General features: G+C 67.0%; 24 protein-coding genes. 5 read left to right on the forward strand and 19 right to left on the reverse strand.

Annotation, left to right across the window (positions count from 1 at the left end):
- Window positions 1–38 precede the first annotated feature (38 nt).
- The gene (locus ABV518_RS15120; RefSeq protein ID WP_367768087.1) at window positions 39–566 is read left to right on the forward strand and encodes a PaaI family thioesterase; all 528 of its coding nucleotides are present in this window, start codon (window positions 39–41) and stop codon (window positions 564–566) included.
- 133 nt (window positions 567–699) lie between these two features.
- Here ABV518_RS15120 and ABV518_RS15125 read toward each other — a convergent pair whose 3' ends face one another.
- On the reverse strand, window positions 700–2,661 hold the full coding sequence (locus ABV518_RS15125; protein ID WP_367768089.1) for a trypsin-like serine protease: 1,962 nt from the start codon (window positions 2,659–2,661) through the stop codon (window positions 700–702).
- Window positions 2,662–2,687: 26 nt separating this feature from the next.
- A complete protein-coding gene (locus ABV518_RS15130; protein ID WP_367768091.1) occupies window positions 2,688–3,407 on the reverse strand; it encodes a tyrosine-protein phosphatase in 720 nt (239 codons plus the stop codon).
- Window positions 3,408–3,565: 158 nt separating this feature from the next.
- On the opposite strand from ABV518_RS15130, the gene ABV518_RS15135 reads away from it, so the two are divergent.
- Window positions 3,566–4,480 carry an SGNH/GDSL hydrolase family protein gene (locus ABV518_RS15135; RefSeq protein WP_367768093.1) on the forward strand — a complete coding sequence of 305 codons (915 nt, stop codon included), beginning with the start codon at window positions 3,566–3,568 and terminating at the stop codon, window positions 4,478–4,480.
- Window positions 4,481–4,527: 47 nt separating this feature from the next.
- Here ABV518_RS15135 and ABV518_RS15140 read toward each other — a convergent pair whose 3' ends face one another.
- The 6 genes from ABV518_RS15140 to ABV518_RS15165 all read right to left on the reverse strand — a co-directional run bounded on the left by ABV518_RS15140 (window position 4,528) and on the right by ABV518_RS15165 (window position 9,290).
- Entirely contained in the window at window positions 4,528–5,136 is a 609-nt protein-coding gene (locus ABV518_RS15140) for a GNAT family N-acetyltransferase (protein ID WP_367768095.1), read from the reverse strand.
- A gap of 9 nt (window positions 5,137–5,145) precedes the next feature.
- Window positions 5,146–6,006, reverse strand: a complete 861-nt coding sequence (locus ABV518_RS15145; RefSeq protein WP_367768097.1) for a 3-hydroxyacyl-CoA dehydrogenase family protein — start codon at window positions 6,004–6,006, stop codon at window positions 5,146–5,148.
- A gap of 2 nt (window positions 6,007–6,008) precedes the next feature.
- Window positions 6,009–6,806, reverse strand: coding sequence for an enoyl-CoA hydratase/isomerase family protein (locus ABV518_RS15150; protein WP_367768099.1), 798 nt, complete (start codon window positions 6,804–6,806; stop codon window positions 6,009–6,011).
- The gene (locus ABV518_RS15155) at window positions 6,806–8,035 is read right to left on the reverse strand and encodes an acetyl-CoA C-acyltransferase (protein ID WP_367768101.1); all 1,230 of its coding nucleotides are present in this window, start codon (window positions 8,033–8,035) and stop codon (window positions 6,806–6,808) included. The genes ABV518_RS15150 and ABV518_RS15155 overlap by 1 nt, the downstream gene beginning before the upstream one ends.
- 134 nt (window positions 8,036–8,169) lie before the next feature.
- Window positions 8,170–8,832: a pentapeptide repeat-containing protein gene (locus ABV518_RS15160; RefSeq protein ID WP_367768103.1), complete on the reverse strand. Its 663-nt coding sequence runs from the start codon at window positions 8,830–8,832 to the stop codon at window positions 8,170–8,172.
- The gene (locus ABV518_RS15165) at window positions 8,832–9,290 is read right to left on the reverse strand and encodes an SRPBCC family protein (RefSeq protein ID WP_367768105.1); all 459 of its coding nucleotides are present in this window, start codon (window positions 9,288–9,290) and stop codon (window positions 8,832–8,834) included. The genes ABV518_RS15160 and ABV518_RS15165 overlap by 1 nt, the downstream gene beginning before the upstream one ends.
- Window positions 9,291–9,423: 133 nt before the next feature.
- Here ABV518_RS15165 and ABV518_RS15170 point away from each other — a divergent pair, with 133 nt between their 5' ends.
- Together ABV518_RS15170 and ABV518_RS15175 are read left to right on the forward strand one after the other, a co-directional pair.
- Window positions 9,424–9,600: a CsbD family protein gene (locus ABV518_RS15170; protein ID WP_367768302.1), complete on the forward strand. Its 177-nt coding sequence runs from the start codon at window positions 9,424–9,426 to the stop codon at window positions 9,598–9,600.
- 101 nt (window positions 9,601–9,701) lie between these two features.
- Window positions 9,702–10,427 (forward strand): dienelactone hydrolase family protein, encoded by a 726-nt coding sequence (locus ABV518_RS15175; protein WP_367768107.1) that lies wholly within the window; start codon window positions 9,702–9,704, stop codon window positions 10,425–10,427.
- A 73-nt stretch (window positions 10,428–10,500) separates the two neighbouring features.
- On the opposite strand, the gene ABV518_RS15180 is transcribed toward ABV518_RS15175, so the two are convergent.
- The 8 genes from ABV518_RS15180 to ABV518_RS15215 form a co-directional block, all read right to left on the reverse strand.
- Complete coding sequence (locus ABV518_RS15180) at window positions 10,501–11,961, reverse strand: amino acid permease (RefSeq protein WP_367768108.1); 1,461 nt, start codon at window positions 11,959–11,961, stop codon at window positions 10,501–10,503.
- A gap of 206 nt (window positions 11,962–12,167) precedes the next feature.
- Complete coding sequence (locus ABV518_RS15185; RefSeq protein ID WP_367768109.1) at window positions 12,168–12,512, reverse strand: Rieske (2Fe-2S) protein; 345 nt, start codon at window positions 12,510–12,512, stop codon at window positions 12,168–12,170.
- On the reverse strand, window positions 12,509–15,025 hold the full coding sequence (gene nirB, locus ABV518_RS15190) for a nitrite reductase large subunit NirB (protein ID WP_367768110.1): 2,517 nt from the start codon (window positions 15,023–15,025) through the stop codon (window positions 12,509–12,511). Before nirB ends, ABV518_RS15185 begins: the two co-directional genes overlap by 4 nt.
- Window positions 15,025–15,372: a molybdopterin oxidoreductase gene (locus ABV518_RS15195; protein WP_367768111.1), complete on the reverse strand. Its 348-nt coding sequence runs from the start codon at window positions 15,370–15,372 to the stop codon at window positions 15,025–15,027. The genes nirB and ABV518_RS15195 overlap by 1 nt, the downstream gene beginning before the upstream one ends.
- 127 nt (window positions 15,373–15,499) lie before the next feature.
- Window positions 15,500–17,245 (reverse strand): ABC-F family ATP-binding cassette domain-containing protein, encoded by a 1,746-nt coding sequence (locus tag ABV518_RS15200; protein ID WP_367768112.1) that lies wholly within the window; start codon window positions 17,243–17,245, stop codon window positions 15,500–15,502.
- A gap of 231 nt (window positions 17,246–17,476) precedes the next feature.
- Complete coding sequence (locus tag ABV518_RS15205; protein WP_367768113.1) at window positions 17,477–18,352, reverse strand: metal ABC transporter permease; 876 nt, start codon at window positions 18,350–18,352, stop codon at window positions 17,477–17,479.
- A gap of 3 nt (window positions 18,353–18,355) precedes the next feature.
- Complete coding sequence (locus ABV518_RS15210; RefSeq protein WP_367768115.1) at window positions 18,356–19,153, reverse strand: metal ABC transporter ATP-binding protein; 798 nt, start codon at window positions 19,151–19,153, stop codon at window positions 18,356–18,358.
- Window positions 19,150–20,130 carry a metal ABC transporter substrate-binding protein gene (locus tag ABV518_RS15215; protein ID WP_367768116.1) on the reverse strand — a complete coding sequence of 327 codons (981 nt, stop codon included), beginning with the start codon at window positions 20,128–20,130 and terminating at the stop codon, window positions 19,150–19,152. Before ABV518_RS15215 ends, ABV518_RS15210 begins: the two co-directional genes overlap by 4 nt.
- Window positions 20,131–20,287: 157 nt before the next feature.
- Between ABV518_RS15215 and ABV518_RS15220 the strand changes: the two genes are divergently transcribed.
- Window positions 20,288–21,049, forward strand: coding sequence for a lysostaphin resistance A-like protein (locus ABV518_RS15220; protein ID WP_367768118.1), 762 nt, complete (start codon window positions 20,288–20,290; stop codon window positions 21,047–21,049).
- Between the two features lie 9 nt (window positions 21,050–21,058).
- On the opposite strand, the gene ABV518_RS15225 is transcribed toward ABV518_RS15220, so the two are convergent.
- Genes ABV518_RS15225 through ABV518_RS15235 form a run of 3 tightly spaced genes read right to left on the reverse strand, consistent with a single transcriptional unit; the run spans window position 21,059 to window position 24,691 of the window.
- A complete protein-coding gene (locus tag ABV518_RS15225; RefSeq protein ID WP_367768120.1) occupies window positions 21,059–22,897 on the reverse strand; it encodes a hypothetical protein in 1,839 nt (612 codons plus the stop codon).
- 3 nt (window positions 22,898–22,900) lie between these two features.
- Entirely contained in the window at window positions 22,901–23,818 is a 918-nt protein-coding gene (locus ABV518_RS15230; RefSeq protein ID WP_367768122.1) for a carbohydrate ABC transporter permease, read from the reverse strand.
- Between the two features lie 3 nt (window positions 23,819–23,821).
- A complete protein-coding gene (locus tag ABV518_RS15235) occupies window positions 23,822–24,691 on the reverse strand; it encodes a carbohydrate ABC transporter permease (RefSeq protein ID WP_367768123.1) in 870 nt (289 codons plus the stop codon).
- Between the last annotated feature and the right edge of the window lie 25 nt (window positions 24,692–24,716).

Below are 24,716 nucleotides of genomic sequence, written 5' to 3' on the forward strand. Positions count from 1 at the left end.
GCACACTAGAACTTCCAGCATTGCCACGAAGGAGAGCCATGACCGCCCCATCGCAGGACAGCCCCGACTCAGCCCCGGACGTCACTGACGCCGCACTCTGGAAGATCACCCTGGGTGAACTCGACGAGAAGATGGGCGTCAGGATCGTGGAGGAATCCGTGCAGCGCGTGGTGGCCACGATGCCTGTGGAGGGAAACCGGCAGTCGTTCGGCCTGCTGCACGGCGGCGCGTCCCTGGCGGTTGGCGAGGCTGTGGGGTCGTGGGCCGCGGTCATCCACGCGAGCACGATGGGCAAGACCGCCGTGGGCGTGGACGTCTCCGCCACGCACCACCGCTCCGCGCGGGACGGCCAGATCACCATCACCGCGACGCCCATCCACTTGGGCGGCACCCTGACCACGCACGAAGTCCTGATCACCAACGACGCCGGCCAGCGGCTCTGCACGATGCGCATCACCAACCTGCTGCTGGACCGGAAAAGTAGTCGCGCACCCCGCTCAGCCGATCTGCCGTCGGTTGCACCCGAAAACGTGCGGGGGCGCCGCCAGATCCATGGCGACAAGTGAGAGCGTTGCCCGAATCCTTGCGGTAAGTGAGAGAGGGTTCCCCGAATCCTTGCGGTAAGTGAGAGAGCGTTGCCCGAATCCTTGCGGTAAGTGAGAGAGCGTTGCCCGAATCCTTGCGGTAAGTGAGAGCGTCCTAGGGGGTGGGGCGCTTCTTCCGTCTGCGGAGGAGCAGCAGGACACCGCCGACGGCGATGGCCGCCAGCGCTGCACCGGCTGCGGTCAGCAAGCCGTCGGCTCCGGTGTTGGCCAGCCGCGTGTTCGCCAGGCGGGTGGCCGCTGGGTTGGCGGGAGGTTCGACGACGGTCGCGGCACCTGCCGGGGCCACGGTACTGGGAGTGAGGGGAGCTTCCGCCGCCGGCGGGTCGGGGTCAGGTTGCGTGACCGGAGGTTGCGGCGCCGGTTCGATAACTGGCGGCTGAGGGTCCGGGGTGCCGGCTTCCGCCGGGGCGAACTCGAAGGCGCCGGCCCCTGAGGCGCTGAATCCATTGACGGTTTCGGCGGTGAAGCTAAGCGCTCCGGGGGCGGCAGCGGGGGCAGCTTCGGGCGCGGTGAACTGCCAGTTGCCGGCACTGTCGACGGGCACGTCGAAGGGTGCCTCCCCGGAAATGGTGATCCGGACCGTGGACCCGGCAGCGACGGCCGAGGCAGGGGCCGCGGGAACGGTGCCGGCGATGGTTTGCCCGGGTTCGAAGGTCCCGCCGGGGGCGGGAGACGTCACCGTGGGCTTGTTGAGGAAGAGTTCCAGCTGGTAGCCGGGCAGGACTGCCAGGGCATCGTCCAGTGTTGCTGCCACCGCGAAGTTCACCGGGGCGCCGGCGCCCTCCCCCGCGGCGTGGATGCCCACCGCGTAGTTGCCGCTGAGCCAGGGGCCGCCGGAGTCGCCGCCGCTGGACTGGACCGCGAACGAGAGGAACCCGCTGAAGGCCCTCAGGTCCGCGGGATTGCCGGAACGGCCCTGAACGACGTAGATGCCCACCTCGTCGATCGTGCCGCAGGACCACGCTGAGGTCCGTCCGGAGCGGCACACCGGCTGTCCCTCCACAGGGGCAGCGGTGCCGATGATCTTGGCGTCCGGGCCGGCCTGGGACGGATCGCTCCATGTGCTGGCGGCGGGCTGCGGTTCAAGTCCTGCCGCTATCGAGCCGATCACGGCAACGTCTGTCCCTACGTTGCCGGGGTTGTCCTCGTCCCCCACGATGCTGGTGTTGCCGGGGCCGCCGAACTGGCTGAACCCGAAGGTCCCCAATGGACCGGCGGGTGTCCAGGCCGGGAATTCCAGGCTGGCCTCCTGCGCGGCACCGTCGTCGGAGCAGTGCCCCGCGGTGAGGACCGACGGGAGGCCCGCAGGGTCGAAAGCCGAAAACCCCGTGGAGCAGATTTCCCCGGTGTCGGCGAAATAGCCCTGGCCGCCCACCAGGTCCGCTTCCGGCGCGAGGTCCGTGCCGGCGTCGAGCTTTACATTGGAAAACCGGGCAACAAAGTCCTCGGCGGACACCTTCCCTGCCGCTGCCGCCGGGGAACCCTGGCCAGGGATCATGCTGCCGGTGGTCGATTCGGCGGCATTGGTTCCGCCCGTGCGGATGACAAACTTCCCGTCGGAGTAGGCCACGGCCTGCAGACCCTGCGGTCCCACGTCCCGGACGTAGGCCTGGAAGAGCTGCTGGGTACTGACGGCCAGCTCGGTTCCGGGCGTTCCGTCAGCGGCCTCCACGGCAGGAGGCTCGAGGGCCAAGGCGGGAGTCGTGGCGGCGAGGTCCGCCACCCGTGCCTCCAGCTCCGGCCCGGAGCCGCTGATAATGATGCGGCCGTCCTGCAGGCGCGTGCCGGTGTAGCCGGGGACGCTGCGGAGCACCTCGGCAGCCGCCGCGGCCTGCCGGCCAAGCTCGCCCGCCGCATTGAATTCCTCGGGGGTGAGGCCCAGGTCGCGGGACACTGCCTCGGCCAGGCCGGCGCCGCTGATGCCCGGCGCAGCGGGCGGTGCCGTCGTTTCGCGCCCCGTCGGAGCAGCCGCCGTTTCCGCCGACGCCGGGACAGCCGCCAGTGCCGAACCCAGCATCAGGCCTGCCGCCGCACCAATTGTCAGAATCCGTTTCATGCCAGCCCCCAGATATGGTCCAGATTTCATTGAGCCACCGTGACGCCAAGGACGGACCGGACAGCGTGGAGCTCTGTATCTGTGAGGCCCTGCCCCAACAGGAAACCCTCTGTGTCCAGGTCCCGGACGAAGGCCACCACGGCGCGGCTACGTTCCTCCAGCAGCGGCGCCAGTTCGGCTTCCCCGAGGTAGCGTTCGCGGTCGTGCGGCGGTCCGTGCGTGCGGTAGCGCTCGTTGATGCCGCGGGCGGCCTGCGCGTAGCCGTTGGCGATCTGCCCGTCCGAATCGCCGGCCAGGTCCTGCAGCATGGCGGCCACCATGCCGCTGCGGTCCCGGCCCGCTGCACAGTGGACCACCACTCCGCCGGCGGGCGCGGCATCGGCGATGGCGCGGAAGACGGCGACGATGTGCTCCGGAAACAGCAGGACGTTGTGGACATAGTGGGCGGGGTCGTTCAGGTACGGCCCGCACAGGGCGGTGAACCGCGTGTCGTCGGGCTCTTCGGTGGGCGCGGACACGATCTGCATGCCGGACCAGGCCGCGTCTGCCACGGCGGGATCGGTGTCCCGGCGCCGGGCTTCACGGGAGTTGCGGAGGTCCACCACGGTGCGGACGCCGTCGTCGAACGCGTTCTGCCAGCCCGCCTCCGTGAGCCATTCACGGCGCCCCATCCGGTAGACGTTGCCGGCCACGTGCCAGCCATTTACGGCCCCGTCCCAGTCCAAGGGTCCGCCAGGTTTCTCCATCCGGACAGCTAACCACACGCCGGCGAACGCTGCACGCGCAGGAATAGGTAGTGTCGGCCGAAAAATTAGGGTAGTTCCGGGCCGTGACCGCCGCTGCGCGGAGGCGTACGGTGGCACTTATCTCACCCGTGCACTCGATCAGCTAAAAGGGGAACCCAATGACACTTCCAGCAGTACGACGCCGGCGCCCGGCTTTTGCGGCCGGCCTGGCCACCGTGGCCATGGCACTCGGCTTTACGGCCATTCCGGCTGGCGCTGCGCCGCCACCCAGGGACGTGGACTACGTCGCGGTGGGGGACTCGTATACAGCGGGGACTGGGGCGGACACCATTGGCACGACGGCGACTGGCCCCTTTGTGCCAACGCTGCCATGCACTCAGACTGCCAATGGTTACGTCGACAAAGTGGACTTGGCCACCCCTGTTGTTCTAGTGAAAAACGCGGCATGTCACGGAGCGCTTCTTGCAGACCCGACATGGGACGGGGTCACCAGCGTCGAGGATCAAATAGCCCAACTGACCTTGGGGGGCAAACTCTCCAAGGACACCGAACTCGTCAGCATGACGGCGGGCGCCAATGATGCTGGTGTGAGCAATGTTCTTTTCAACTGCATCGCGGGCAGCCCCGATGATTGCAGCGGAGCCGTTCTGGCGTCTCAGCTGGCACTGCCGCAGGTTCGCGCAAACCTCATTGACGCCTTCGCTGCCATTCACAGCCAAGCTCCCCGTGCCAGGATAGTGATCCTTGGCTACGCCAGGCTGTTCAATACCGCCGGATTCCCAGTAATTCCGGTGGATAGGCAGGGGCTTATTAACGCGGGAACCGTGGGACTGAATACAACCATTGCATCGGCCGCTGCAGAGGCAAATACCTTGTACGGGGCGCAGGTCCAGTATGTCGACGTCACGGCAAGGTTTGCAGGCCATGAAGTCAACACACTCAGCCCGTGGCTTTTCCTTTCCCAGGTGGATCCTTTCGAACCCCGAAACTTCCACCCGAACCAAGCCGGCCATGTTCAATATGCCGAGGCCCTACTCGCTTCAGTGAATCTTAAGCAGTTGGCCCGGCCTTAACAGAGCACCGCGGCAACTAACGACACCCAGCCCGCCAGGCGCCGGTCCTAACGGCGCTTGGCGAGCCTGTACTCCAGCCCGTTCCGGACCATGGGCCACTCGTGCTCGAGGATCGAGAACACCACGGTGTCGCGCAGCACGCCATCCGCGGTCCTGGAGTGGTTGCGCAGCACGCCGTCCTGCTTGGCGCCAAGCCGGGCAATGGCCTCCCGGGATTGGTGGTTGAGCCAGTGCGTCCTGAACTCAGCCGCGGGGCAGCCAAGGGTCTCGAACGCGTGGCGCAGGAGCAGCAGCTTGGAATCCGGGTTGGTTCCGGTGCCCTGAACTGACGCCGCATTCCAGGTGGAGCCGATCTCCACCCGGGGCGTGCCGGCGTCGATATTCATGTACGTGGTCATCCCGATGACCCTGCCCGGACCGCCCGTGGCAGGATCGATCAGCCGCGTGGTGAACGGCAGCATGGACCCCTGCTCCTGCAGGGCCAGCCGGCGGTCGATCTCCGCCGCCATCCCCTCCGGCTCAGGCACGGAGGTGTACCAGAGGTTCCACAGCTCGCCATCCTGGGCGGCCGCCACCAGGCCGTCATGGTGGGACGGGCTCAGTGGCTCCAGGATGACGTGCCGGCCGGTCAGGGTGAGGGGTTCAAAGAGGGTCACCCGGAAATCCTACTCAGCCCAGTCGAAAAATCCCTTGCCGGACTTTCGTCCCAGTTCGCCGCGGGCAACCTTGTCGCGCAGGATCTGCGGCGGCGCGAACCGCTCCCCCAGCGTCGAGTGCAGGTACTCGGCGATGCCCAGCCGCACGTCCAGCCCCACAATGTCCGTGGTCCTCAGCGGACCGGTGGGGTGCTTGTAACCCAGCACCATTGCGGCGTCGATGTCCTCCGCGGACGCCACGCCCTCCTCCACCATGCGCATCGCCTCCAGCGCGATGGCCACGCCCAGCCGCGAGGAGGCAAAGCCGGGGGCGTCATTAACGACGACGGCGGTCTTGCCGAGTGCCTCGACCCACCTTTTCGCGGCGGCAGCCAGGTCCGGGGACGTCTGCTCGCCGAGGACCACCTCGATGAGCGTGGAGGCGGGGACGGGGTTGAAGAAGTGCAGGCCGAGGAAGTTCTGCGGCCGCTTCAGTTCACGGGCCAGCCCGTTGACGGACAGGGAGGAGGTGTTGGACGCCAGGAAGGCATCGTCAGCCAGGCGTTCTTCGATGCCGCGCAGCGAGGTGACCTTCAGGTCCCAGTCCTCGGGCACGGCCTCGACCACCAGCAGGCGGTCCTTGAAGTCGTCGTAGTCCACCGTGACCGTGAGCCGCGACGCCATCTCATCGAGGTTGCCGTCGACTGCTCCGCGTTCGATGCTCTTGGCGGCAGCGGATTCCACCCGTTCCCGGGCGGCTTCGGCGGAGGCTTCGTCGCGTTCCACCACCAGGACATTGGCGCCGTTGATCAGGAAGGCATGCGCGATTCCTGCGCCCATGCGGCCGCCGCCGAGGACACCGACGGTGGAAGGGAGGTTCGAAGTTGCCATGTCTATTTCTTCTCTGTCTTCTTGTCGAGCTTCTTCTCGCCGGTTTTCTTGTCGAGGAACGCCTGCATGCGGTCGAATTTGGCCTGGGATTCAAAGAGGATCCCCTGCGCCAGCTGGTCGATCAGCGGGTGCGCCTCGGCCGGGGAGTGGAACACGGACTTGGTGATCCGCACTGCCAGCGGGTCCTGGCGGCCGATCCTGTCCGCCAGGTTGTGCGCGGCGTCCATCAGTTCCGGCGCCTCATGGATCTCGGTGATGAGGTTGGCGGCCAGGGCGTCTTCGGCGCGGAGGACCAGGCCGGCGAGCAGGATCTGCTTGGCCAGCGGCTCGCCCACGAGTTCCTTCAACCGCCAGCTGGCCCCGGCCGCGGCGAGGATGCCCAGGCCGGTTTCGGGGTTGCCGATCCGCACGCTGGGGGTTCCGATCCGAAAGTCCGCGGCGTAGGCAAGCTCGGCCCCGCCGCCCAGGCAATAACCGTCCAGCGCGGCTATAACGGGCATGGGCAGCTTGGCGATCCGCACGAAGATCGTGGAGTTAATGCCCTGCAAAGCGTCGTCCCGGCGCCGCTCGCGCAGCTGGGCGATGTCCGCCCCGGACGCGAAGACCCCGTCCACGCCGGCGATGATCAGGACTTTGGGATTCTGCTCCAGCGCGGCGCAGACGGTATGCAGCTCATCAACCATCTGCTGGTCGATGGCGTTGCGGACCTCGGGACGGTTGAGGAGCACCACCACACGGTCGTCCCGCTCCTCGACCAGCAAGGTGCCGAAGTGTTCGTTCGCGAGGTCCGGGGCCGCCATTAAACTCGCTCCAGCAGCATCGCGGTGCCCTGGCCCACGCCGATGCACATGGTGGCGAGGCCGATCCTGGCGTCCTCGCGCTCCATCCGGCCCAGCAGGGTGATGGCAAGCCGCGACCCGCTGGAACCCAGCGGATGCCCCAGACTGATGGCGCCGCCGTCGTTATTCACGATCTCCGGCTCCAGGCCCAGCCGGCGCATGCTCGCCAGCGACTGCGTGGCAAAGGCTTCGTTAAGCTCGACGGCGCCCAGGTCACCAACGCTGAGGCCGCTCCGCTTGAGCACCTTCTGCGTGGCGGGGACGGGACCAATGCCCATGATTTCGGGTTCGCAGCCGGCGGAGGCACCGTCGATGATGCGGGCGCGGGGTGTCAGGCCCAGCCGTTCGATGGCGGCCTCGGACGCGACGATGATGGCGGAGGCACCGTCGTTGAGGGTGGAGGAGTTGCCTGCTGTGACCACTGAACCGCCTGCGACGACGGGGCGCAGCCCGGCGAGGACGTCCAGGGTGGTGCCGGCGCGGGGGCCTTCGTCCGTGTCCACCACCGTTTCGGATTTGCGGGATTTGACCGTGACCGGGACGATTTCGTCCGTGAAACGTCCTGCGGCGATGGCGGCGAGGGAGCGTTCATGGGAGCGGACGGCGAAGGCGTCGGCGTCCTCACGGGTGATGCCGTCCACCCGGGCCACTTCTTCGGCGGTTTCCGGCATGGAGTAGGTCATCTTCCCGTCCCGGGCGAGGTCGCCCTTCTGGAAGAGCGGATTGACGAAGCGCCAGCCGATGGAGGTGTCGAAGATCTGGCCCGGCTTGGCGAAGGCCGCCGAAGGCTTCTCCTGGACCCAGGGCGCGCGGCTCATGGACTCCACCCCGCCGGCAATCACGATGTCCGCGGCGCCGGACTTGATCATCTGGCTGGCCTGGATGATGGCGCTCAGGCCCGAGGCGCACAACCTGTTAACGGTGATCCCGGGGATGTGGAGCGGAAGCCCTGCCAGGAGGGTGGCCATCCGGGCCACGTTCCGGTTTTCCTCGCCGGCGCCGTTCGCGTTGCCCAGGATGACCTCGTCGATGCTGTCCGGATCAAGCCCGGTCCGGGCCACCAGCTCCCGGATCACCAGCGCGGCCAGGTCATCGGGGCGGACGCCGGACAGCGCCCCGCCGTAACGCCCCACCGGGGTGCGGACACCGCCAACAAGGAAAGCCTGCGGTCCTGCGGTAGCTGACGCCATGGAAACACCCTTCACGCGATAAACGGCACTGTCATCGTCGGCGGCCAAGGGAACACGTCCACTTACCGACCGTTCGTTCTGTAAAGACTACACTGCACGCGCAAGGGGCACCAAGACCCCGCCCCCAAGTGGTGTCAGAGGACCACCACGCCGAGATGGGCGGCCAGGAGCGGGGCAAGGAGGCTGAGCTGGTAGTCGTCGATGACCACACCGGCAAGGCTGCCCAGGCCGCTGATGGTCCGGAAATCGGTGCCGCGGAGGTCGAAGTCCTTCAGCCTGGCGCCCGTGAGGTCAAGGGTGCCGATGGTGCAGTTCTTCAGCGTCACCCTTGAAGCGGCGGCAGAGCCGAGGTCCAGCTCGTTGATGATGCAGTCGCTGATAAGCACATCGGTCAGCTTGGCGCCGCGGAGGTTGAGGAAGTCCAGCTTTCCGCCGTCGATCCGCACGGACTGCCAGCCGCTTTCATACAGTTCGGCGGAACCGAGCCGGGGATTCTCGAGCCGGACGTCGCGCCAGGTGGAGCGGGCCGCGGTGAACACCGGGGCATAGAGCTCGGCCAGGATGCAGTCACGGAACGTGGCGCCGCGCAGCTGGGTATCGTTGAAGGAGACGCCCTGGAACTCACACTCGGCGAAGTCGGTGCCGCTGAGCTCGAGACCGTCAGCCGCCGCACGACTGTACCGGACGCCGTCGTACCGTTCTCCCCGCTGGAAATCCGGCACCGGATCGTCCGTGAGATCCTCCAGTCGGACGGGCGAGAGCCGGGGGCCGGTGACCTTGAGTGCCTTTGCCGCCACTAGAGCGATTCCGCTTTGGCCGCGATCTCCGCCAGGTCCTTGGCGAGCGCCTTGCGCGTCATGCTCATGCCGATCTTCCCGAACAGGGCCATGGTGATCTTACTGAGTGCAGTGGGCTTGATGACGTCGGCGCCGAAAGTCAGTGTCAGGTCCGTGCCGCCGTCGCGCTCGGCCAGGCTAAAGCGGGAGGTGTAGTCGGCCCCGCCTTGCAGGGCCTTGACCGTGGTGCTGCGCGGCGGGTCAGTCTGGGCCACCCACATTTCGACCGTTTCCGACCTGCCCATCATGGTGCGGGTTTCCTTCCAGCGGGTACCTTCGCCGTACGGGCCCTCGCTGAGCATCTGGATGGAATCAATGCCGGACAGGGTGGCTGCCGAACCTGGAATGTCCGAGATGACGGACCAGACTTTTTCCGGCGACGCGTGGATGTGCTGGGTGAGGCTGGTGCTGTGTTCCATGATTCGAGCCTAGTCCGGGGCAGCGACAATCAACAGAAAATGGGGTATCCCGGGGACTTGAAATAGTAAGCATGCTTCGTGTTATGGTGAAAAGGCATTGTTTGATCCACCGGAAACGAAAGGCGGCACCACCATGGGCCTCGGAGACAAGATCAGTAACGCAGCAGAAGACATGGGCGGCAAGGCCAAGGAAGCAGCCGGAAACGCCACGGACAACGACCGCCTCAAGGCTGAAGGCCAGAAGGACCAGGTCAAGGCCGACGCCAAGAAGGTCGGAGAAGACATCAAGGACGAGTTCAAGCGCAACTAGTCCCCGCGCTGCTCTCCGGAGCAGCCACAGACGGGCGACGGCGGAATCCCATGGGGGATCCGCCGCCGCCCTTTTTTGTGCCCCGCGGCTACCCTTAGCCCATGACGCACGTTGACCTGAGCCCCGAGAGCACCGCAGCTGGCGGCTCACCTTCCCTGGGCGGCTACCTCGCCACGCCGTCGGGCACCGGCCCGTTCCCCGCCGTCGTGATGATCCACGAGGCGTTCGGGCTGAACGACATGACCCGGCGGCACGCGGACCGACTGGCCCGCGCTGGCTATCTGACGCTGGCGCTGGACCTGTTCAGCGACGGCGGCACCCGCCGCTGCCTGGTCAGCACCATGCGGAGCATGCTCAGGGGAAGCGGGCGCCCGTTCACGGACCTGTCCACGGCCCGGAAATGGCTGGCCGATTCGCCGCTGTCCACCGGCAAAACCGGCGTGATCGGGTTCTGCATGGGCGGCGGATTCGCGCTGCTGGTGGCCCGCGACGGGTTCGATGCGGCCTCGGTGAACTACGGCCGGCTGCCGTCCAACCTCGAGGAAGCGCTCCGCGGCGCCTGCCCCATCGTGGCCAACTTCGGCGGCAAGGACACCACACTCAAGGGTGCAGCCGGCAAGCTCGAGACAGCCCTGACCAACCTGGGCATCGCGCACAGCGTCAAGGAATTCCCCACCGCCGGCCACGCGTTCCTCAACCACGCCGACCTCGGCCCGGCAGTGTTCCGGCCCCTGATGCGGGTCATGGGCATCGGCCCCGACCCGGAGTCCACCCCCGAGGCGTGGCAGCGGATCGAGGACCACTTCGCCAGGTACCTGAAGGACTAAGGCCCCAACGACGACGGCGGGCCGCCCTTGAGAGGGTGACCCGCCGACGTCGTACTGCTTGGGTTGAAAAGCCTTAGCTGAAGAGCTCGTTCTTGGGCTCGTTGTTCCGGACCTTCTGCCAGCCCAGCCACAGGACCAGGGCGAAGAACGGGATGGTGGCCAGGGTCCAGAGGCCGAGGTGGAAGACCTCGCCGGACTTGCTGGTCATGGTGTCGAAGCCGATCAGCACCGTGATGGCCAGCAGTGCAACCAGGCCGGCCCAGCTGCTCCAGGTTCCGCCGGGCGCGGGCAGTGAGGAGACCTTGCCCTTCTTCTTGCGCAGCGCGATCTGGCTGGCGAAGATGGCGCCCCAGGTGAAGATCACGCCGATCGAGGCGGAGTTGAGCGCGAGGTCGAAGGCGTGCGAGCCGCCCAGCCAGATATTCAGCAGGATGCCCAAGAGGTAGACGGCACCAATGGCCAGGATGGCGGCGTACGGCACGTGGCTCTTGGACATCCGGGTCAGCCACTCGGGAGCGTGTCCGTTGTTGGCCATGGTCCGGAAGATCCGGCCGATCGAGTACAGGCCCGAGTTGCAGGAGGACAGCGCGGCGGTGATGACGATCATGTTCATGACGTCGCCCATCCAGCCGAGGCCCATCTGGCCGAACACGGTGACGAACGGCGAAGTGCCGGCCACGTACTGGTCCGAGGGCAGCAGCATGGCCAGGAGGGTCACGGAACCGACGTAGAACACCACGATGCGGAAAACCACGGCGCGGATCGCCTTGGGAACTTCCTTGGCCGGATCCTGCATTTCGCCGGCCGTGATGCCCACGAGCTCAATGCCGTTGTAGGCGAAGATCACGGCGTTCAGGACCAGGATCATCACCAGCGCGCCCTTGGGGAACATGCCGCCTTCGGCCGCGAAGAGGTTGTTCACCGAGGCATGGCCGTCGCCCACCTGGGCGTTGGTGACCACCATGAACGTGCCCACGGCAAGGAAGATCATGATGGCGCCCACCTTGAGGCAGGAGGCCCAGAATTCGAATTCGCCGAACGCCTTGACGCTCAGGAGGTTGACGCCCACGAGCAGCAGCAGCGCCGCGATGGCGGACAGTTCAACCGGCACATTGGGGAAGAAGAACTGGAAGTACAGCCCGATCGCGATGAGTTCGGCGATGCCGGTCATGGCCCAGTTGATGAAGTACATCCAGCCGGACAGGTACGCGCCCTTTTTGCCGAACATTTCGCCGGCGTAGCTGACGAAGGAACCCGACGTCTGGCGGTACATGATCAGTTCGCCGAGGGCCCGCATCAGCAGGTAAGCGATGACGCCGGCGATGGCGTAGGAGAAGATGAGTGCCGGGCCGGTGGAGGCCAGACGTCCGCCTGCACCCATAAAGAGGCCGACGCCGATGGCTCCGCCCATGGCAATCATGGTCACCTGGCGGCCGCTCAGGGATTTTTTGTAGCCCTCGGCGCTGAGGGTGGAGTCGACGACGGCGGATTGCGCCGTGGGGCTCTCGAGTTCTGTGGGGGTACTTTGAGGCACAACAATTCCTTGTGGGTAGGGGATTGGCCGGCACCCTTGGCAGCGTACTTTCATCCCGAAAATTCGGCTTCGTGGTGTTTGAAGGAATTTTCTGTATGGAAAGTCTCAGTACGTCGAAGGTTCGCGCGGCCTACCCATCCTACAAGATTCGAACCGCAGCAAGTGACGCGGGCTACACCCAGCAGGGGTTAAGCCAAACTATTGGCTCACATGCCGGGACTTTGCAGAACAATGTTCTGTTCGGCATCCTCCTGGACGCCGTATGTGCGCAAAGGTTCGGCCCCGGTGCTGGAACACCCGGTTTCCAGGCTGAACGCGTGCTGGTGCAGCGGGCACATCACGACTTCCCGGTCGATGGTGCCGTCCGCGATGGGGCCCCCGCGGTGGGGGCAGACGGCCGACAGCGCCCGCAGGGTTCCGTCCCGGAGCCGAAAGACCGCCACCTGCTCGCCGTCCACCCCGAAGGCCCTCCCCTCACCGAACGGGATCTGGGCCACCGGGCCTAGGACGTGCCTGGTGATCGAATCCGCGTTCACCGGATCGGCGCTCATCGGACCGGCACCTGGGGCAGGACGGTGAGGGGAAGGGACGTCCGGAACTGGCCCGGCGTGAGCGGATCGTCGCGTTCGCTCCACGGGTCCACGTAGCTGTCCACGGACGCCTGCATGGCCGCGTCCAGCGTGGCCGCGAGGCCTTCGGAATCCTCAACGATGACCGCGCGGAGGTGTTCGATGCCCACCCGCGGCACAAAGGAGTAGGTCCGTTCCAGCCAGTTGGCGTTCTCACGGTAGTACTGCATAAAGCGGCCGGTCAGGACCTTCACCTCCTCGGGGTCGTCCACCGTGGCCAGCAAATCACCCTTGCGGATGTGGGCGCCCGCCGCTCCCCCGACGTAGAGTTCCCAGCGGCCGCCTTCCACGGCCACTACGCCCACGTCCTTGACCAGCGATTCCGCGCAGTTCCGCGGGCAGCCGGACACGGCCAGCTTCAGCTTGGCCGGCGACTCGATCCCCTGGAACCGGGACTCGATCTCGATGCCCAGCTTGGTGGAGTCACCCGTGCCATAGCGGCAGAAGTCCTTGCCCACGCACGTCTTGACGGTGCGGAAGCTCTTGCCGTAGGCGTACCCGGAGGGCATGTCCAGATCGGCCCAGACCTGCGGGAGGTCCTCCTTGGGGATGCCCAGCAGGTCGATCCGCTGCCCGCCGGTCAGTTTGATCAGCGGAACGTTGTGCTTCTCGGCGACGTCGGCAATGCGGCGCAGCTGCTGCACGCTCGTGACGCCGCCCTTCATCTGCGGGACCACGGAGAACGTGCCGTCGCGCTGGATGTTGGCGTGCACGCGGTCGTTGATGAAGCGGGCGTCGCGTTCGTCGATGTACCGGTCCGCGAGCATCATCTTCATCAGCGAGGCAAGGCCCATCTTGGATTTGGCATCCTCAACAGAGCCCGGAGCCAGGGCAGCAAACACCTGGGACACGGAACGCAGGCCCTGTTTCCGGATGGCGGCCATCAGCGCCGGCTTGTCCAGCGGGATCCCCGGCACGTAGTAGCTGGCCGCCGGGTCCTCCTCCACCGCGCCGTCCGCGGCCCATTCCACCACCTGTTTCACCAGCAGCTTGCAGGAACCGCAGCCCTTGCCCGCCCGGGTGGCGTCCATGGCGCCGGAGACCGTAGTGCAGCCGCCCTTCACGGCGGCCACGAGGGCCCCCTTCGAAACGCCGTTGCAGTTGCAGACCTGGGCGCCGTCGTCGAGCTCCGCCACGCCCACGTCCTCACCCGGCCCGCCGACGTCGAACATCAGCGCGATCCGCTCCTCCGGCAGCGGCAGCCCGCGGTCGTAGGCCTGGGTCAGGTACGCCACCTTCCGGCTGTCGCCCAGGAGCGTGGCACCCACCATCTTGTTGTCGCGGACCACGATGGACTTGAAGATGCCGCGGCTGGGCTCGGAGAACACGATGTGCTCGTCGGTCTCGAGTTCGGGGCCGTGCAGCCCCATGGACGCGACCTCCACGCCGGCCACCTTGAGCTTGGTGGCGGTACGCGAGCCGAGGTAGGCCGACGACGTATCGGCACCGGTCACGTGGTTGGCCAGCACCACGGCCTGTTCCCACAGCGGCGCCACCAGGCCGTAGACCTCACCCCGGTGCTGGACGCACTCCCCCACGGCATAGATGTCGTCCTCGTCCTGGACCCGCAGCCGGTCATCCACCACGATGGCGCGTTCCACCGGCAGCCCGCTCAGGACGGCCAGGTCCACGTTGGGCCGGATCCCGGCTGCCACCACCACCATGTCGCAGGCGATGTCGTCCCGGTCGCGGAGGCTCACGCCGCTGACCCGGTCCGTACCGAGGACAGCGGTGGTGCGGCTGGAGGTATGCACCCGGATGCCGAGGGCCTCCACGCTCCTGCGCAGCACCGCACCGCCGTCGGACCCCATCTGCGCATTCATGAGGTGCCCGCCCGAGTGGACCACCTCCACCTCGATGCCGTGGCTTTTCAGGCCGTAGGCCGCCTCGAGGCCCAGCAGGCCGCCGCCGATCACCACGGCCCGGCGGTGGTGCTCCTGCTGGGCGTGCTGAACCATTTTGCGGGTGTCATCGATGGTGCGGAAGCCGAACACGCCGTGTTTCACGGACCCGCCAGGTGTATGGAGACCGTCCATCGGCGGCATGTGCGAGCGGCTCCCGGTGGCGATGATGAGGGTGTCGTACGGCGTTACCCTGCCGTCGTTGGAGAAGACGTGCTTCGTGACCTTGTCTATCCGGTCAACGCGGACGCCTGCGTGCAGCGTGATGCTGTTTTCGCGGTACCAGGACAGCGCGTTCAGGAAGATGTCGGCGTCGCTTTCCTCGCCGGAGAGGACGTGGCTGAGCATGATCCGGTTGTAGTTGCCGTAGGGCTCGTCGCCGAACATCGTGATGACGAACTGGTCCGCGCCGCCCCGGGCGAGGATCTCCTCCACCGCCCGGGCGCCGGCCATCCCGTTGCCGACCACCACCAGCCGGCGGCGCGGCGGGGCGCCGGCGTGCCTGCCGTGCGGCCGGTCCAGCACGCTGGTCATCAGTGCTCCACCATGCCCAAATCCACCACCACGGATCCCCCAATACCGTCCGGGGCGGCGAGATAAAGTTCCACCACCGAGCCGCCTTCGATGTCCTCCACCACCCGCAGCGGCACATGGACATCGCTCTTGGCGCCGATCGGGAAATAGCGCATGGGCACGCCGTTCCGCATCAGGACCACCGTGATCAGTTCACTGCTGGAATTGCCGCCGCGGAAATACAGGGCCTGGTTGATCACTCCGTCCGGAACGTAGTGCGAGAGCTCGCTGTGGATCGGGACGGGTTTCTCCAGCCCGGTGCCCTCAAACGGGAAGATGCCCTGCAGGAAAAGGTTCTTGGCGATCACGGACAGATCCTTTCGGCCGGCGGGAAGACTGGTATTGGCCTATCTTCCGCCGCCGATGTTTCCGCCTGCCGGTCGCTGCGTAACTTTCCTTTAACGCAAACCTCACCGTTTCCGCGGGCCCGTCGTCTCAGGCCGGCGCGAGCACGCCCTTGTCCATGGAATACCGGACCCAGTGCCCGACGGCGGCGTTCCCGGGCTGGGTGCCCTGGTGGGCACCGGGTGCCTGGCCGCGGGTCGCCTCGCGGCTTCTCCGCGCGCACCCCGCGAACCACTCCCGGAGGGCGCGGTCGTGGCTGACCATCACCAGTGTCCCCGCGAATTCCGCGAGCGCCGCCTCCAGCTGTTCCACGAGGACCGGCGCCAGGTGGTTGGTCGGCTCATCTACGATCAGGGTGCCGTAGCCGCCCAGCAGGAGCCGGGCCAGTGCGAGCCGGCGCTGCTGGCCCGCGGACAGGCTGCCCACTGGGACGTGGAATTCGCTGGTGCGGAACAGCCCCAGGCGAAGGAGCGCCTCGGCATGCTCGTCAATGTTCCCGCCGAGCCCTGCTGCGAAAGCGGGCAGCAGCCGGAGCGCGGGCCGCTGCGGCAGTTCGAGTTCCTGCTGCAGGTAGCCGATCCGTTCGGGCCGTTCGACCGAGCCGCCGGCGGGTTGCAGGGTCCCGGCCAGGACGGACAGCAGCGTGGACTTGCCTGCGCCGTTGGGCCCGGTGATGAGGATCTTCTCGCCGGCGCCGGCCTGGAAGTCGGTGGTTCCCAGCCGGCCGGGCACGCTCACGCCGCGGGCAGCCAGAATAGGCGCGCCATCCTGCGCCGCGCCGGCGGGGTCCCCGGACGGCGCCCCGGCAGGAACCGCGGGGTCCAGCGCCAGGTCCGCGTTCAGCCGCAGCGGCACGGGCGGCCGGTCCACGGGGCTGGCTTCGAGCCGGCGCAGGCGTTCCTGGGCGTTCCGTACTTTGCTGCTCGCGGCCTTCTGCCAGGTGCCGGCCTTGAAGCCGAAGCTCATCTTGTCGCCGTCGCGCTTCCGGCCGTAGCCCATGGTCCCGGCCACGGTGTCCGCCTGGAGCTTTTCGGCCTCCATCGCATCAATCCAGGAGTGGTACTGCTGGACCCAGCGCTGGCGTTCGGCGGCCTTCTCGCGGAGGTAGCCGTCGTAGCCGTTGCCGTAGCGGGTCACGGCACGGCGCTCGGCGTCCACTTCGATCACGGTGGTGGCCACCTTGCGGAGCAGCACGCGGTCGTGGGACACCACCACCACGGTGCCGCGGTGCGCGGCGAGCCGGTCCTCCAGCCAGGCGGTGCCGCGGGCGTCCAGGTGGTTGGTGGGCTCGTCCAGGAGCAGGATGTCCGCCGGATCGGCCAGGACGCAGGCCAGCGCCACGCGCTCCTGTTCGCCGCCGGACAGCGACCCCAGAATCCGGTTCCGGTCCAGGCCGCCCAGGCCCAGCCGGTCCAGTGCGGCCTCCACGCGGGACTCGGCGGCGTAACCCTCGCGTAGCTGGTACTCGGTCTGCAGCCGGCCGTAGGTTTCCAGCTCGTCGTCCTCGGCATCGGCCAGCCCGGCCTCCAGCCGGTCAAGCTCCGCCTCAAGGGCACGCAGCGATTCCAGCGAAGCGTCGACGGCCGCGCCCACCGTAAAGGATTCCGGCAGGCCGTGCGTCTGGGCGAGGTAGCCCACCCGGCCATGGCTGGCGGCAGCACCTTCGTCGGGGGTTTCGAGGCCGGCCAGGATCCGGAGCAGCGTGGATTTGCCGGCGCCGTTTTCGCCCACGATCGCCACGTGCTCACCGGCATTGATGACCAGGCTGATGCGGTCCAGGAGCTGGCGGTCGCCGTAGCCGTGGGAGACGTCGGAAAGGTTCAGGTGTTCAGTCAAGGGAAGTCCTCGCAGTGTTCCGTGGTGTGGCCGCCGGGGCTGAACCGGACGGTTCATCCAGCGCTCGACGGCGGCCCTGGTTTTTCGGAAACAGTCCGGCGTGGCCGGGCTGCTGGTTAGGACTTCATCGCACCAGCCTGCCCCGCCCGACGCCGCGGCGTCAAGCTGAACAACAGCGCGACGGCGGCACCCGGGCCGGGTGCCGCCGTCGGACCTTACGGGCGGGAACAGTTATCCGGCGAGAGCCACAGCTTTCCTGCGCCGCGCCTTCGCCAGCCGGGTCCCGATCAGTCCCTGACGCGGGCTGAAGAGGTAGACGGCGGCGAACACCACGCCCTGGGTCAGCACCACCATGGCGCCCGAGGCGGTGTCCAGGTAGTAGCTCAGGTAGATTCCGGCGATGGAGCACACGGCCGAGACCACCGGGGCGATGACCAGCATGCGGTTGAAGCGGTCGGTCAGCAGGTAGGCGGTGGCGCCGGGGATGATGAGCATGGCCACCACCAGCACCACCCCCACGGTCTGCAGCGCCACCACCGATGTCAGCGCCAGCAGCCCCAGGAGCAGCGCGCCAAGCCGTTTCGGGGAGAGTCCGATGGCGTGGGCGTGCGTGGGGTCAAAGGCATAGAGGGTCAGGTCGCGGCGCTTCAGGATAAGGATCGCGAACGCCACCACTCCCAGCACCAGCACCTGGATGAGGTCCGGGATGCTGACGCCCAGCAGGTTGCCGAAGATGATGTGGTTCAGGTCCGTCTGGCTGGGCGTGACGGAGATGAGCACCAGGCCCAGCGCAAACAGCGAGGTGAAGACGATGCCGATGGCTGCGTCCTCCTTCACCCGGCTGGTGTTGCGGACCACCCCGATCAGGGTGACTGCGATCAGCGCGAACACCAGGGCGCCCAACGCGAAGGGGGCGCCGACGATGTAGGCCAGCACAACCCCCGGGAGCACGGCATGGGAGACGGCGTCGCCCATCAGGGACCAGCCGATCAGTACCAGCCAGCAGCTGAGGACAGCGCAGACGACGGCGGCGAGCGCGGTGGTGACGATGGCGCGGACCATAAAGTCGTAGCTCAGCGGTTCAAGCAGGATGTCCAGGAAGTCCACGGATCAGCCCCTGTTCTCGGCGCGGGCGGCATCGGATTCGGGATCGGATTCCGCATCGGACACCGGGAGGTCGCGGTTCAGCACGTCCAGTCCGAACGCCATGGCGAGGTTCTCCGGCTGCAGCACCAGTTCCGGCGCGCCGTGCATCAGGACGCGGCGCATGAGCAGCACGGCTTCGTCGCACAGGGCCGGCATGGCGTGGAGGTCGTGGGTGGAGATCAGGATCGTGCAGCCGTCGGAGGCGAGTTCGCGCAGCAGCCGGCTAATGGTGGCCTCGGAGCGTTTGTCCACGCCGGCGAAGGGTTCGTCCAGGAGCATCATGGTGGCGCCCTGGGCGATGCCGCGGGCAACAAACGCCCGCTTCTTCTGCCCGCCGGACAGCTGGCCGATCTGGCGCCCGGCGAACTCGCCCAGCTCCACCCGGTCCAGGGCTTCGTCGACGGCGGCGCGGTCCGCTTTGGAGGGGCGCCGGGTGAATCCCTGGTGCCCGTAGCGGCCCATCATCACCACGTCGCGGACGGACAGCGGGAACTGCCAGTCGACGTCCTCGCTCTGCGGCACGTAGCCGATCCCGCCCTCCTTGCGCGCCTTCGACGGTGACTGTCCGCCGATCAGTACAGTGCCGGCGTCGGGCTTGACCATTCCCATGATCACCTTGAACAACGTGGATTTACCCGAGCCGTTCATGCCGATCAGGCCGCAGATCCTGGCGGCATCGAGGCTGAGGGACGCGGAATCGAGCGCCAGGACTTCGCCGTAATGGACGGTGACGTTTTCGACCAGGATGGCGGGGGCAGTCATGGTTTTGCCCCGGCCAGTGCCTTGGTGATGAGGTCGGCGTCGTGCCTGATCAGGTCCAGGTAGGTGGGCACGGGTCCGTCCGCCTCGGACAATGAGTCCACGTACAGGACGCCGCCGAACGTAGCTCCGGTGGCACCGACCACCTGCTGCATGGGGGCATCCGACACCGTGGATTCACAGAACACGGCAGGGACCTGGTTGGCCTTGACGTACTCGATGGCACGGGTGATCTGCTGCGGGGTGGCCTGCTGCTCGGCGTTGACCGCCCAGATGTAGACCTCCTTGAGCCCGGCGTCGCGGGCAAGGTAGGAGAAGGCGCCTTCGCAGGTCACCAGGGCGCGCTGGTTCTCCGGGAGCCCGGCGAGGCTGGTCTTCATCTCGTCCTGCACAGCCTGCAGTTCGGCCTTGTAGGCGTCGCCGTTGGCCTTGAAGGCCGCGGCGTTGTCCGGGTCAAGCTCACTGAAGGCCTTCACCATGTTGTCCACGTAGATCTGCACGTTCACCGGCGACATCCAGGCGTGCGGGTTCGGCTTGCCCTGGTAGGAGTCCTCGCTGATGGACATCACCTCCACGCCGTCGCTCACCACCGCGTGGGGCACGTCCAGGCCCTCGACGAACTGGGCGAACCAGGCTTCGAGGTTGAGGCCGTTGTCCAGGATGAGGTCGGCTTTGGAGGCCTTCCGGATGTCGCCCGGGGTGGGCTCGTAGCCGTGGATCTCCGCGCCTGCCTTGGTGATGGACTCCACGGTGAGTTTGTCCCCGGCAACGTTCCGGGCGACGTCGGCCAGCACGGTGAAGGTGGTCAGGACCACGGGCTTGTCGCCGCCGGCGGCACCACCGCCCGCGTCACCGCCGCAGGCAGCAAGAGTCAGGGAGAGGAGGACGACGGCGGAAGCGCCGGCAGCGCGGAACGCCGCGGATGTCCGGGCGAACGTTCGGGCGGCTACTTTGGCGCGCCGAAACAGAAAGTTAGGCATGCCGAACATTCTACGGGACGCCGAACCGCCCCCGCAATGTGACGCCCGCCGCACGTTTCCGAGCCTCCCCCTCCCAACCAGGTAGCAGCAGATGTCGTTTTCAGTGCTCAAAACGACACCTACTGCTACCTAGTTGGGGTGGAGCTAGGCTGAACGTATGACCACGACACACCGGCGGCCACCGGCTCCGCAGCCTGAGCTGTACCGGTTCACCGGCCTCGATTTGGGCACCTTGGGCCTCTACGTTGCGGTGGGGGCGTTCGTTGCCCTGGCCGGGGAACTGCTCCTGCCGTTCCTGCGGCAACTGGCTCCCAGCCCTGCCGTGGCGTCCTACTGGATCAACCTGGCTATCTACGGCAGCGTGGGCACCCTGGCTCTCTTCGCGGCGAGGCGGGTGGTGGCCCGGGACCTCCGCGTCCTGGCCACCCGTCCGTGGTTCACGCTGATGATGGTGCCGGCGGCGGTGGTGGCCATGATGATCCTCACCGCCCTCGTGGTGGCGGCCGGCGGCGACGTCCGGACTTCAGCGAATCAGGCCAGCCTGCAGACGCTCATGCAGCAGGTTCCGGCCTGGCTGATGATCCCGGTGCTGGTGGTAATCGGCCCGTTCGTGGAGGAGTACATCTTCCGGCACCTGCTGATCGGCAAGCTCAGTCGCCGCCTCAACATCTGGCTGTGCTGCGCGTTATCCGTGATTCTGTTCGCAGGCATCCACATCGCAGGCCAGGAAGCCATGACGTTCACGGCCCTGCTCCCCTACCTGGCCATGGGCGCCATGCTGGTGTTCGTGTACGTGTGGACGGGGAAAAACCTGATGTTCTCCTACTTTGTGCACGCCGCCAAGAACCTGCTGGCCGTGGTGTTCATCTACGCCATCCCGCCGGAGCTGTTCGAGCAGCTCCAGCAGGTCCAGGCTTAGGGGCCAACCCTAGGAAAGGCTCCGTCCGCGCAGCGTGAAGCGGTGGATCCCGCGGGTCCGGCCCGTGATGTAGACCCTGACGCCGTCCGTGGCGTTGGACCCGGCAAGGTACCGGTAGGCCTCACCCGGGTTGTACACAGGCGGGTTGTCGGGGTCAGCGGGGATGCCCGGACCGAACTCGATGACGTCGTCCCCCACCCGGTAACTTCCCGTTCCCGATGTCAGCTGGAACGCCTCTCCGCCGGATCCGCCGGCAGCACCGGAAGGCACGACGGCGGGACCCGCCGCCCCGGTCAGCTCGCCACCGGGACGGAAGGTCAGCTCAAGCGCGAACGACGTGTCCGCCCCGTCGAAGTCCAGCTCCAGCTCGACGACATCGCCCCCGGCGCCGCCGCCCGTGTGAATGGTGATGGCCGTGGCCAGCCGGTGCTCCACCGTGGGCCGGTTACCAAAGTCCATGCTGGCGCTGAAGCGGCCCTCGTGCCCCAGGGCGTAGATGCCGTCCTCCCGGTGCTTTTCGGCCGGCAGGGGCAGGTAGAAGTTCGCCCGCTGTTCCTCGCTCAGGCGGACGGTACCGGCGCCGGAATCGGCACCGGCGCTGACCGACTGGCTCCGGAACGGGCCCAGGTCGAAGAAGCTGCGCGAGAGCCGCACGTCCGTAAGCACGGCGTCGCCGTGGGCAAGGCGCAGGAAGGTGGGGTTGCTCGAAAGCCCTGACACCACGCCCGGCACCAGGTCGTCGCAGCCGCCGTAGACGGTCACCACGTTTCCGGCCGCGCAGAACCGCTGGATCCCGCAGCTGGCGAGCGCGGCGCGGTCCGGAGCCATGACGGGCGGAAGAAGGCCGCCGTCGTGGGCAGCAGGCAGCTCGAGCCCGAGCCACGGATCAAGGCGTGTCCTGGCCAGCGCCTTGGCCGGTTCCAGCAGCGGGAACTGCCGCAGCCAGGCGGCCGCGGCGGCGAAGTCCGCACGGCCGTCCTGGTTGGCCAGCCGGCGGTACAGCAGCTGGAAGGCCTCGCCGCCGAACGTGAACCACTGGTCCTGGCGGCGCGAGAACAGGGACTCGGTGCTGCCGTCGGCGTTGAACCAGGGCAGGAACGCGGCCAGGTTCCCCCGCACATGTTCCAGCAGCTCGGGCCGGCCGGCGTAGTCGGCGATGGCCAGCAGCGACGGGTTGGTGACCGCGGTGGCATACAGTGGGCTGCGCTCGGAATACATGCCGTCCGGCAGCTGGTCGATCCCCTCGGCCAGCCACTGCCCGATACGCTCCGCAATCTCCGGACGGGGACTGCCCTCGCGCCCCTGCAGCGCATGGATCCGTGCGAGCGCGGCGCACAGCTCCCACCGGTGGTTGGGGGTGTGCACTCCCCCGGTGACCAGCGCATCAGTGATGCGTCCGACGACGGCGCGCAGCCGCCATCGTACGTCTGCCAGACCGCCGTCCGCCCCGCCGTCGTCCACCCCGCCGTCCCCGGACGCGCCGATGATCTCCAGCGCCATGCAGGCGTCGTTGATGGTGAAGGCCGAGTCCGGCGGCGAGCTCAGGTTGGTGCCGTCGAACAGGCCGGTGGGCCCCTGCAGGTGCTCCAGCCGCGCCACGCAGGCGGCCATGGCCGCGGGAAGCTCCGCGGCACCGCGGTGCGCGGACCCCGTTTCCGTGTACACCGTGGCCAGGGCCAGCAGCCGGCTCATGGCAGCGCGGTGCGGAAGAGCCGCCACGCCGCCGTCGTCGGTTTCAAGCAGCGCGTCCACGTAGGCGTCCGCGGCCTGCACCAGCCCGCCAAGGAACGCGGCGTCGGCGGCCAATGCCTGCGGCTGGTTCACTATCCCGTCCTTCACAACGATCACTGTCTAGTCCTTCAGGCCGGCCGAGACGTCGGCGTTGAGCACGTACTTCTGGAATACGGCGAACACCAGCACCAGCGGCAGGATGGAGATCACCGAGGCGCCCAGCAGCACCGGCCAGTCGATGTTCTCCGCGCCCACGATGCTGCGCAGTGCCACCTGGAGGGTGTACCACTTAGGATCATTGAGCACGATCAGCGGCCAGATGTAGTCGTTCCAGCGCCACTGGAAGGAGAAGATGGCCAGCGTGAACAGGATGGGTTTGGACAGCGGCAGCATGATCCGGAAGAAGATGGCCAGCTCGCTGGCACCGTCGATCCGGGCCGAATGCAGCAGGTCATCCGGAACCGTCAGGAAGAACTGGCGGAACATAAACACACCCGTGGCCGTCAGCACGGACGGCACGATGATGCCGGCCAGCGAGTTGTACAGGCCAAGGTCGCGGATCACCGAGAACGTGGGGTTCAGGATCACTTCGGTGGGCAGCATGGTGGTGGCCAGGATGCACACGAAGAACAGCCGGGTGCCCTTGTTGTTGTACTTGGCCAGCGCGTAGCCGGTGCAGGCACTGAAGAACACGGTGAGCACGGTGGTCACGAGCGAAACCGTGGCGGTGTTCAGGAAGTACCGGGCAAAGTCCACCCGCTCCCAGGCGTCGAAGAAGCCCTGGAACGTCCATTCCCGCGGAATCATGGACAGCGGATAGCTGAACAGCTCGCTGCCGGGCTTGAACGAGCTGAGCAGGAACCACAGCAGCGGCAGTGCGTAGATGGCCACGATCAGCCACAGCACACCGGTCAGGGGCGCGGACAGCTTGGTCCGGCCCTCCCGGTTGTTGCGTTTGGCCGTACCGGCGGCGGCCTTCTCGGCGCCGAGGGCGGACTCTTCGGCGACGGCGGGAGGCAGGTTGGCAGCGGTTGCCATGGGTCAGCCCTTCTTCTTGTTGAAGCGCAGCTGGATGAGCGCGATGGCCAGCAGGACCACCATCAGCACCATCGACGCGGCACTCGCGTAGCCCACCTTGGACTGCTCAAAGCCGGTCTTGTAGATGTACTGGACGATCAGGGTGTTCTCCGTGCCCGGGCCGCCGTTGGTCAGCGCCTGGATCATGGCGAACTCCTTCATGGCGTGGATGGTGGACAGCAGGATGACCATGAACGACGTCGGCGCGATGCCCGGCAGCGTAACGTGCCGAAACCGCTGCCACGCGTTGGCGCCGTCCAGCTCGGCCGCCTCCAGCAGCGCCTCCGGGATGTTCTTCAGCGCCGCGATGAACAGCAGCATGTTGAAGGCGGTGCCGCCCCAGGCCGAGGCGAAGATGACCACCATCAGGGCCAGGTTTCCGTTGCTGGACCACGGAACCGGGCTGCCGCCCAGCGTGGAGATCACGAAGTTCACGAAGCCGAAGTCCTGGCCGAACATCCACTTCCAGATGACACCCACCACGATCGGGGAGATCAGCCAGGGAAGGAAGATGATCACCTTCGCGGCGGTGCGGCCCCTGGTGGCCTTACTGACCAGCAGCGCCGCAATGCCCAGCGACGACACATAAACCAGCGGCACCGAGAACACCGTATACAGGAAGGTCCGGCTCAGCGCGGCATAGAACGTGCTGTCCGCGAAAAGCTTCTGGAAGTTGGCCAGGCCGATGAAGTTCAGCTTGCCCACACCGCGGTAGTCCGTGAAGGAGTAGATCAGTCCGAGCGCACCGGGCCAGACGAAGAACACCAGGAAGAGCACCACGTTGACGCCGATCAGGATCAGCGGCGCGAGGACGTAGCGGTTGTGCCGCTTCATCTGGGATTTGCTCCGCACGGCGCCC

This window comes from Arthrobacter sp. HS15c (genome assembly GCF_040812005.1).
Classification (GTDB): domain Bacteria; phylum Actinomycetota; class Actinomycetes; order Actinomycetales; family Micrococcaceae; genus Arthrobacter.

What these genes read in the sequence shown, in the direction of transcription:
- ABV518_RS15130 (WP_367768091.1), bottom strand. Translation starts at nt 3,407, where the DNA reads ATGGAGAAACCTGGCGGACCCTTGGACTGGGACGGGGCCGTAAATGGC.
- ABV518_RS15120 (WP_367768087.1), top strand. Translation starts at nt 39, where the DNA reads ATGACCGCCCCATCGCAGGACAGCCCCGACTCAGCCCCGGACGTCACT.
- ABV518_RS15135 (WP_367768093.1), top strand. Translation starts at nt 3,566, where the DNA reads ATGACACTTCCAGCAGTACGACGCCGGCGCCCGGCTTTTGCGGCCGGC.
- ABV518_RS15170 (WP_367768302.1), top strand. Translation starts at nt 9,424, where the DNA reads ATGGGCCTCGGAGACAAGATCAGTAACGCAGCAGAAGACATGGGCGGC.
- ABV518_RS15220 (WP_367768118.1), top strand. Translation starts at nt 20,288, where the DNA reads ATGACCACGACACACCGGCGGCCACCGGCTCCGCAGCCTGAGCTGTAC.
- ABV518_RS15145 (WP_367768097.1), bottom strand. Translation starts at nt 6,006, where the DNA reads ATGGCAACTTCGAACCTCCCTTCCACCGTCGGTGTCCTCGGCGGCGGC.
- ABV518_RS15215 (WP_367768116.1), bottom strand. Translation starts at nt 20,130, where the DNA reads ATGCCTAACTTTCTGTTTCGGCGCGCCAAAGTAGCCGCCCGAACGTTC.
- nirB (WP_367768110.1), bottom strand. Translation starts at nt 15,025, where the DNA reads ATGACCAGCGTGCTGGACCGGCCGCACGGCAGGCACGCCGGCGCCCCG.
- ABV518_RS15230 (WP_367768122.1), bottom strand. Translation starts at nt 23,818, where the DNA reads ATGGCAACCGCTGCCAACCTGCCTCCCGCCGTCGCCGAAGAGTCCGCC.
- ABV518_RS15165 (WP_367768105.1), bottom strand. Translation starts at nt 9,290, where the DNA reads ATGGAACACAGCACCAGCCTCACCCAGCACATCCACGCGTCGCCGGAA.
- ABV518_RS15210 (WP_367768115.1), bottom strand. Translation starts at nt 19,153, where the DNA reads ATGACTGCCCCCGCCATCCTGGTCGAAAACGTCACCGTCCATTACGGC.
- ABV518_RS15150 (WP_367768099.1), bottom strand. Translation starts at nt 6,806, where the DNA reads ATGGCGGCCCCGGACCTCGCGAACGAACACTTCGGCACCTTGCTGGTC.
- ABV518_RS15155 (WP_367768101.1), bottom strand. Translation starts at nt 8,035, where the DNA reads ATGGCGTCAGCTACCGCAGGACCGCAGGCTTTCCTTGTTGGCGGTGTC.
- ABV518_RS15175 (WP_367768107.1), top strand. Translation starts at nt 9,702, where the DNA reads ATGACGCACGTTGACCTGAGCCCCGAGAGCACCGCAGCTGGCGGCTCA.
- ABV518_RS15125 (WP_367768089.1), bottom strand. Translation starts at nt 2,661, where the DNA reads ATGAAACGGATTCTGACAATTGGTGCGGCGGCAGGCCTGATGCTGGGT.
- ABV518_RS15185 (WP_367768109.1), bottom strand. Translation starts at nt 12,512, where the DNA reads ATGAGCGCCGATCCGGTGAACGCGGATTCGATCACCAGGCACGTCCTA.
- ABV518_RS15235 (WP_367768123.1), bottom strand. Translation starts at nt 24,691, where the DNA reads ATGAAGCGGCACAACCGCTACGTCCTCGCGCCGCTGATCCTGATCGGC.